The organism is Chamaesiphon sp. VAR_48_metabat_135_sub, assembly GCF_031418915.1.
Classification (GTDB): Bacteria; Cyanobacteriota; Cyanobacteriia; order Cyanobacteriales; family Chamaesiphonaceae; genus Chamaesiphon.
This window is the reverse complement of record NZ_JANOJV010000317.1, coordinates 1-6399: the sequence shown is the minus strand read 5'-3', so window position 1 is coordinate 6399 and position 6399 is coordinate 1. Positions and strand designations below refer to the sequence as shown.

The 6399-nt window shown below is 44.5% G+C and carries 7 protein-coding genes; 5 read left to right on the top strand and 2 right to left on the bottom strand.

The genetic code is table 11. The features are described 5' to 3' along the window. Positions 1–146: 146 nt before the first annotated feature. On the bottom strand, positions 147–701 hold the full coding sequence (locus RMO55_RS21645) for a Uma2 family endonuclease (RefSeq protein WP_310430198.1): 555 nt from the start codon (positions 699–701) through the stop codon (positions 147–149). Positions 702–854: 153 nt separating this feature from the next. On the opposite strand from RMO55_RS21645, the gene RMO55_RS21640 reads away from it, so the two are divergent. The 4 genes from RMO55_RS21640 to RMO55_RS21625 all read left to right on the top strand — a co-directional run bounded on the left by RMO55_RS21640 (position 855) and on the right by RMO55_RS21625 (position 4301). After that, on the top strand, positions 855–1175 hold the full coding sequence (locus tag RMO55_RS21640; RefSeq protein WP_310430197.1) for a thioredoxin family protein: 321 nt from the start codon (positions 855–857) through the stop codon (positions 1173–1175). A 151-nt stretch (positions 1176–1326) separates the two neighbouring features. Continuing rightward, positions 1327–1524, top strand: coding sequence for a hypothetical protein (locus RMO55_RS21635; RefSeq protein ID WP_310430196.1), 198 nt, complete (start codon positions 1327–1329; stop codon positions 1522–1524). Positions 1525–1568: 44 nt separating this feature from the next. Next, positions 1569–3476, top strand: coding sequence for a tRNA uridine-5-carboxymethylaminomethyl(34) synthesis enzyme MnmG (gene mnmG, locus RMO55_RS21630; protein ID WP_310430195.1), 1908 nt, complete (start codon positions 1569–1571; stop codon positions 3474–3476). 180 nt (positions 3477–3656) lie between these two features. Next, positions 3657–4301 (top strand): nitroreductase family protein, encoded by a 645-nt coding sequence (locus RMO55_RS21625; RefSeq protein WP_310430194.1) that lies wholly within the window; start codon positions 3657–3659, stop codon positions 4299–4301. Between the two features lie 252 nt (positions 4302–4553). Here RMO55_RS21625 and tnpA read toward each other — a convergent pair whose 3' ends face one another. After that, on the bottom strand, positions 4554–4967 hold the full coding sequence (tnpA, locus tag RMO55_RS21620) for an IS200/IS605 family transposase (RefSeq protein ID WP_310430193.1): 414 nt from the start codon (positions 4965–4967) through the stop codon (positions 4554–4556). Positions 4968–5030: 63 nt separating this feature from the next. Here tnpA and RMO55_RS21615 point away from each other — a divergent pair. After that, positions 5031–6399: transposase (locus RMO55_RS21615; protein WP_310430192.1), on the top strand; the 1369-nt coding region annotated here is incomplete at its 3' end.

Genomic DNA, 6399 nt, shown 5'->3' with positions numbered 1-6399 from the left:
ATCATACATAAACTAATATTTTAAGCGACCATTCGGGTGTGGTTGGTTTCTGGCGGAGATCCCCGCAACAAACCAACCATCCCGCGGTTATCATCAAACAAGATGATTCTAGAGAGGAACGATTGTGAAAGTTTGACATTTTAGATTTAGCTAAAAACTTCAGCGACGGATTGTTGAAAATCAGGTAATAATGGACTGCTCAAAACATCATTACTAAACAACGTCGCCACCAACGGTAAACCATTACTATCGCGCCGGAAAATTTCGATTTGTTGTCTGCGCCAATCGATAATCCAATATTCTTGTACGCCTCTGATTGCGTAGAGTTTGCGCTTTACCTCTCTGTCGCGTCGCTCATTGTCAGTACCTGCCGATAGCACCTCTACTACTAATTCTGGTGCGGCTAAAAGATGCCCAGATTCATCTAAAACCCGTGCTAATCTGTCATTACTAATCCACACTAAATCTGGGATGACATTATCGTCATCAGTGAATACTAAACCTGGCGTGGTGACAACTTCACCCAAATTACTCTGACTAGACCAAATTCCCAAGGATTGAATCAGCTTCGTAATAACTTTTTGGTGTTTCCAGTGAGGCGCGCGAGTCACGAGTAATTCTCCATCAATAATTTCATAGCGATTACCGTTATCTGGCAATAACTCTAAATCGGCGGACTGCCAACGGGTGGATGGGTGCATTTAAGTCAGCCTCTTTGCAACTACTTCTATTTTGGCATATTTGGCTTGTGTATGGCGATTCGGCGAAGCCGAGGCTTTGCCAACGACAGATCGCCACACAGAAGCCGCTATGATGGAGTTGCCCAGATTAACTTGGAGATATTTTAGAAAAACATGGCTGAATTCATTAAAGATGAAGCAGAATTTGACACACTTTTAGCCGAAGGAAAGGTATTAGTTGTAGACTGCACTGCGACATGGTGCGGCCCATGTAAATTAGTAGCACCATTAATCGATCGATTGGCGGTAGAATATGGAGACCGCGCTGGGATCTTTAAGTTAGATATCGATGCAAATAAAGCGTTTCCCAAACGGTTTGGATTGAGAAGTATTCCGGCAGTGATATTTTTCAAAGCAGGTGAAAAGATGGAAATCATTCTTGGCGTTAAATCCTATGAAGAGTTTAGCCTAGCTTTAACGAATTTATTAGATTGATTCGATAGTCAAGGTCATCGCAGCAATTCTCAACGGCGACAATTGAGATTGGATCTGACGCTAGTTTTTAAAAATAAACCCGCTGTAATCCGCATTCTGTCGTCAAAAACCGGACAAAAATCGAAGTAAGCGTAATTCTATAGCAGTCGCTATGGCAGTTAGAACCTTTTGTGAGGCTAGATCCAAAGGCTTCTCCAAGAAGCCTTTGGATCTGAATATGTCAGTAGGGGTAATTCTGAATATGTCAGTAGGGGTAATTCATGAATTACCCCTACTGAACTATCATTGCTGGGGTCATCAGATCGATCGACCAGCCGAATATAATAGAAATAGACCAGATCGCACCTAATCTCTCAGGGCGGAAAGTTACAGCCCTCGCTCCTCCCCATTGCTATGAATCCTGACGTTAAATTCCAAGATGCCTTTGATATCGTCGTTGTCGGTGCTGGACATGCAGGCTGTGAAGCTGCACTAGCCGCCGCCAGGTTGGGCTGTCGCACGCTTTTACTAACCCTTACTTTAGACAAAATCGGCTGGCAACCTTGCAATCCAGCCGTAGGTGGCCCAGCTAAGTCCCAGCTCACCCATGAAATCGACGCGCTGGGCGGTGAAATTGGTAAAATGGCCGATCGCACCTATTTACAGAAGCGGGTCTTGAATGACACGAGAGGCCCCGCTGTGTGGGCATTACGCGCTCAGACTGATAAGCGCGAATATGCGGCGGTGATGAAAAATATTGTGGAGAATCAGGAAAATCTTAGCATTCGGGAAGGAATGGTGACGAATTTGGTGTTGGATGCCAATAATAAGGTGATTGGCGTTGAAACTTATTTTGGTGGCGCATTTGAGTGTCAGGCGGTAATTCTGACGACGGGGACGTTCCTGGGTGGGACGATTTGGGTAGGGAATAAATCGATGTCGGCGGGGCGGGCGGGTGAATTTGCCGCGACTGGATTGACGGAAACTTTGCACCGTTTAGGGTTTGAAACTGGACGGTTGAAAACTGGTACGCCAGCGCGGGTGGATAAGCGATCGGTTGATTATAGTAAGATGGAACCACAACCAGGTGATGAGCGGGTGCGCTGGTTTAGTTTCGATCCTGAGGTGTGGGTGGAAAAGGAACAGATTCCCTGTCATCTGACGCGCACGACGTTGGCAACTCATCAATTAATTCGCGACAATCTCCATTTATCTCCAGTATATGGCGGTTGGGTAGATTCTAAAGGGCCGCGTTATTGTCCGAGTATTGAGGATAAAATCGTCCGGTTTGCAGATAAAGAAAGTCACCAGATTTTTATCGAACCGGAAGGGCGAGATATTCCTGAGCTGTACATTCAGGGTTTTTCGACAGGTTTACCTGAAAGTCTGCAAGTGGAGATGCTCCGCACGCTCATCGGGATGGAAAACTGCGTGATGTTGCGTCCAGCTTATGCGGTGGATTATGACTATATCCCCGCGACTCAATGTTATCCCACCTTGATGACCAAGAAAATTGAGGGGCTATTTTGTGCTGGACAGGTAAATGGTACCACAGGCTATGAAGAAGCCGCCGGACAAGGTTTCGTCGCGGGGGTAAATGCGGCGCGATTTGTCAAGCATCAGGAGATGATTGTCTTCCCGCGCGAACAGAGTTATTTAGGCACATTAATCGATGATTTGTGTACCAAAGATTTGCGCGAACCTTATCGAATGCTGACTAGTCGATCGGAATATCGGTTATTATTGCGATCGGATAATGCCGACCAAAGACTCACCCCATTGGGACGAGAAATCGGCCTGATTGATGACAGACGCTGGGAGTTATTTACCAGCAAGCAAGCAAATATTGTGGCTGAGAAAGAACGGCTGGAAAAAACCAGAGTTCGAGAATTAGACGATACAGGCAAAGGGATAACTGCAACGACTGGAGAAGTAATTAAAGGTTCGATTACTCTCGCCGAACTATTGCGTCGTCCTGGGTTCCACTATACTAGCCTAACTGAATTTGCACTCGGTAATAACGATCTCAAACTCGCCGAACAAGAAGGTGCCGAAATCGAAATTAAATACGCCGGATATCTCAATCGCCAACAACACCAGATCGACCAAGTAAGTAAACAGTCTAACCGCAAACTACCTGGCAATATTGACTATAGCTCGATCGAGACCCTATCCAAAGAATCCCGTGAAAAGTTAGCCAAAGTTCAACCTGCTACCATTGGACAAGCTACCCGCATCGGTGGTGTCAATCCCGCCGATATCAATGCTCTATTGATCTGGCTGGAAGTACAGAATCGAAATAAAATTCATCAGGTTGTATAGCTTAGTATATATCCCCGACTGCTCCAAGAAGTCGGAGATATATACTATTCGTAGGATGTGTTAGCGTAGCGCGAGCGTATCACCTTACTTTTCGGTTAATCGATAGTAAGATGCTACTATCAATGATTTATTTAATCGAACCGGATTTGATTCACTTTCAACTTTCCACTAAATTAAACCATGCCCTTAGACGTACCTACCGCAATTTTACAACGCCGATCGATCAAAAGTTTCAAACCCGACCCGATCGCTCCAGAATTACTCCGTCAAATCATCGAACTCACGGTGGCTGCACCCAGTAGTTTTAATATCCAGGATTGGCGGATCGTCGTCGTCATCGATCCCGACCGAAAAGCGGCTTTAGGGGCTGCTTGTTTCAATCAACCTCAAATCCTACAAGCACCTGTAAACTTGGTGTTTGCAGCGGATATCAAGGCGGGAGAGCGGGATTTAACACCGATTCTGGAACAGGGTTTCCAGACTGGTGCTTGGAATGAAAAGACAGTCGGCTATTTCAAGAAAGCTATCCCCGACTTTTCAGTCGCACTCGGTGATAAAGCACGGGAATATGCGATCAAAGATGCGATGATTGCGGCTACTCATGCGACTCTAGCAGCAGAGAGTTTGGGCTTATCTAGCTGTATGATGAATGGCTGGATCGAAGACAAAGTTAAAGCAGCAATCGGTGCTGAAAATGACCCAGATCTGGCGATCGCCTTAATACTACCGATCGGTTACGCTGCCGAATCTCGCCAAAATCCAGGTCGGATGCCCTTTGAGTTTAATGTATCACTCGATCGGATCGATCGTCCTTATGTTGGTTAGTGAATAGTAAATAGTGGTTAGAAGTAGGAGGGGCGTGGGAAGCGATTCGTGCACGCCTTTGTTCCCCTGCGGTGTAGCGGCTCGCGCTCCTCGGCAGAGCCGAGGGTTACGATCGTGAGAATTGCTGCAAATTAACTTATTCACTATCCACTCAACTACTAACCCCCTACCAGACGCGAAGTTGAGAGCCTCCGCGCTTCAGCCGGATGGGTGAAAACGAGTAGACGGGGTTTACCCCTCCGCAAAAGGCTGTTACTTGCCACGCTGATTCTCAATATACTTCCGAATGGTATCCGTACTCACCATCCCAGTTGTCGCCACAAAATAACTGGGACTCCATAAACATGGCAATTTTTTGAGGCTAGGGAATTCAGCTCTGAGATAGCGAGAGGATCTGCCTTTGACCCATCTGGCTATTTCTGCCGCTGACTCATGGGTTGGTGCATTGATAAACATGTGTACGTGGTCAGCCATCACCTCCAGTGCAATTAATTTCCAACCATGCTCACTTACTAGCTCAAAGATAATTGACTGCATCCTGGAAGCAATATCCCCAACCAATACAGCTTTACGCCGTTTAGGTACAAAGACAAAATGATAATTGATGGAAGATACCGAGTTGTCAGTACGCCGATACTCGTAATCCTCGACTGCTAATTTAGCCATAAATTGTAGATGAAACTTGTTGTTGAGATAGACTCCTTAAACTATAATAACAACAGGAGGAAAATGATGTACAGAACAATCTCTGTTAAAATCACTGCTAAATTTGAAGCAATGGCTTATCTGGCTCATCAGTGTCAACAAGCAAATTCGCTAATTAATAGCACTCTATATCGCGTTCGGATGGCGCATTTTGATACTTGCCCCAAACGTGAATTTTTTGATGCAGATGGATCTTATCGATCTGAATTCAAGACTCAATTTGTTAAGACTAAATACGCTGAACTTTGTCTAGCAATCAAAGATAATCCGCACTATAAAGCATTGGGCGGACAGTGTGCCCAACAGACCCTCAAGTCAGTAGCAGAGTCTTTTTCTAGTTATAATGCACTGCTTAAACTGTTCTGGAAGGGCGAGGTTAACAAACCCAAAATGCCTAACTATCGAACTAAAGGCGGTTTAGCACCAATCTCTTTCCCTGCTCAAGCATTGAAGTTTGATATCGAAACTGGTGAGTGTAAAATACCAATTAGTCGAGAATTAAGTTCAGATCTCAAAGAGCAATTTGATTGTAACGAACTAAGGATTAATGGTGCTTATGGTATCAAATCAGAACAAATTGTCGAATTAAGAATCATCCCTAAAGCTGGTGATTTATATGCTGAATATGTTTACACTCATGGCAATGATGGTGAGACTTGTAGCTTGAAATTAGATCGTAAACAAGCGTTGTCAATAGACCCAGGGTTGGGGAATTGGCTAGCCTGTTTATCGACTAGAGGACGCAGCTTTATTATTGATGGACTCAAAGTCAAGTCAATTAATCAGAACTATAATCGGCGAATTGCTAATTTCAAAACTGGTAAACCAGCCAAATACTGGGATTTGGAATTGGCAACAATAACTGAGAAGCGCAATCGACAAGTTAGAGATGCAATTAATAAAGCAGCTAGATTTATTGTCAATTACTGCATTCAGCATCGATTAGGTACCTTGGTATTTGGGTGGAACCAAGGCAATAAAGATGGGATTAATATTGGCAAGAAAAATAACCAAGAGTTCGTACAGATTCCAACTGCTAAATTGAAGAATCGTATCAAGCAATTGTGTGAAGAAGTTGGGATTCAATTTGTTGAAACCGAGGAGAGCTATACTTCCAAGTCGTCGTTTATCGATGAAGATGAGTTACCAGTGTATGGCAGTGAAAAACCCGCTAACTGGAAGCCATCAGGACGGCGCATTACACGAGGTCAATATAAATCCCGCACAGGTTTAGTGATTAACTCGGATCTAAACGGGGCGGGAAATATATTACGAAAGGTAGCTGCACAGTTAGGCATTAACCTAACCGAGTCAGTTAGGGCAGTTTTGAACCTGCCGAAACGATACGATGTTTTTAGTAACCTAAAAAAATCATATCGTAAACGGAGTGAAG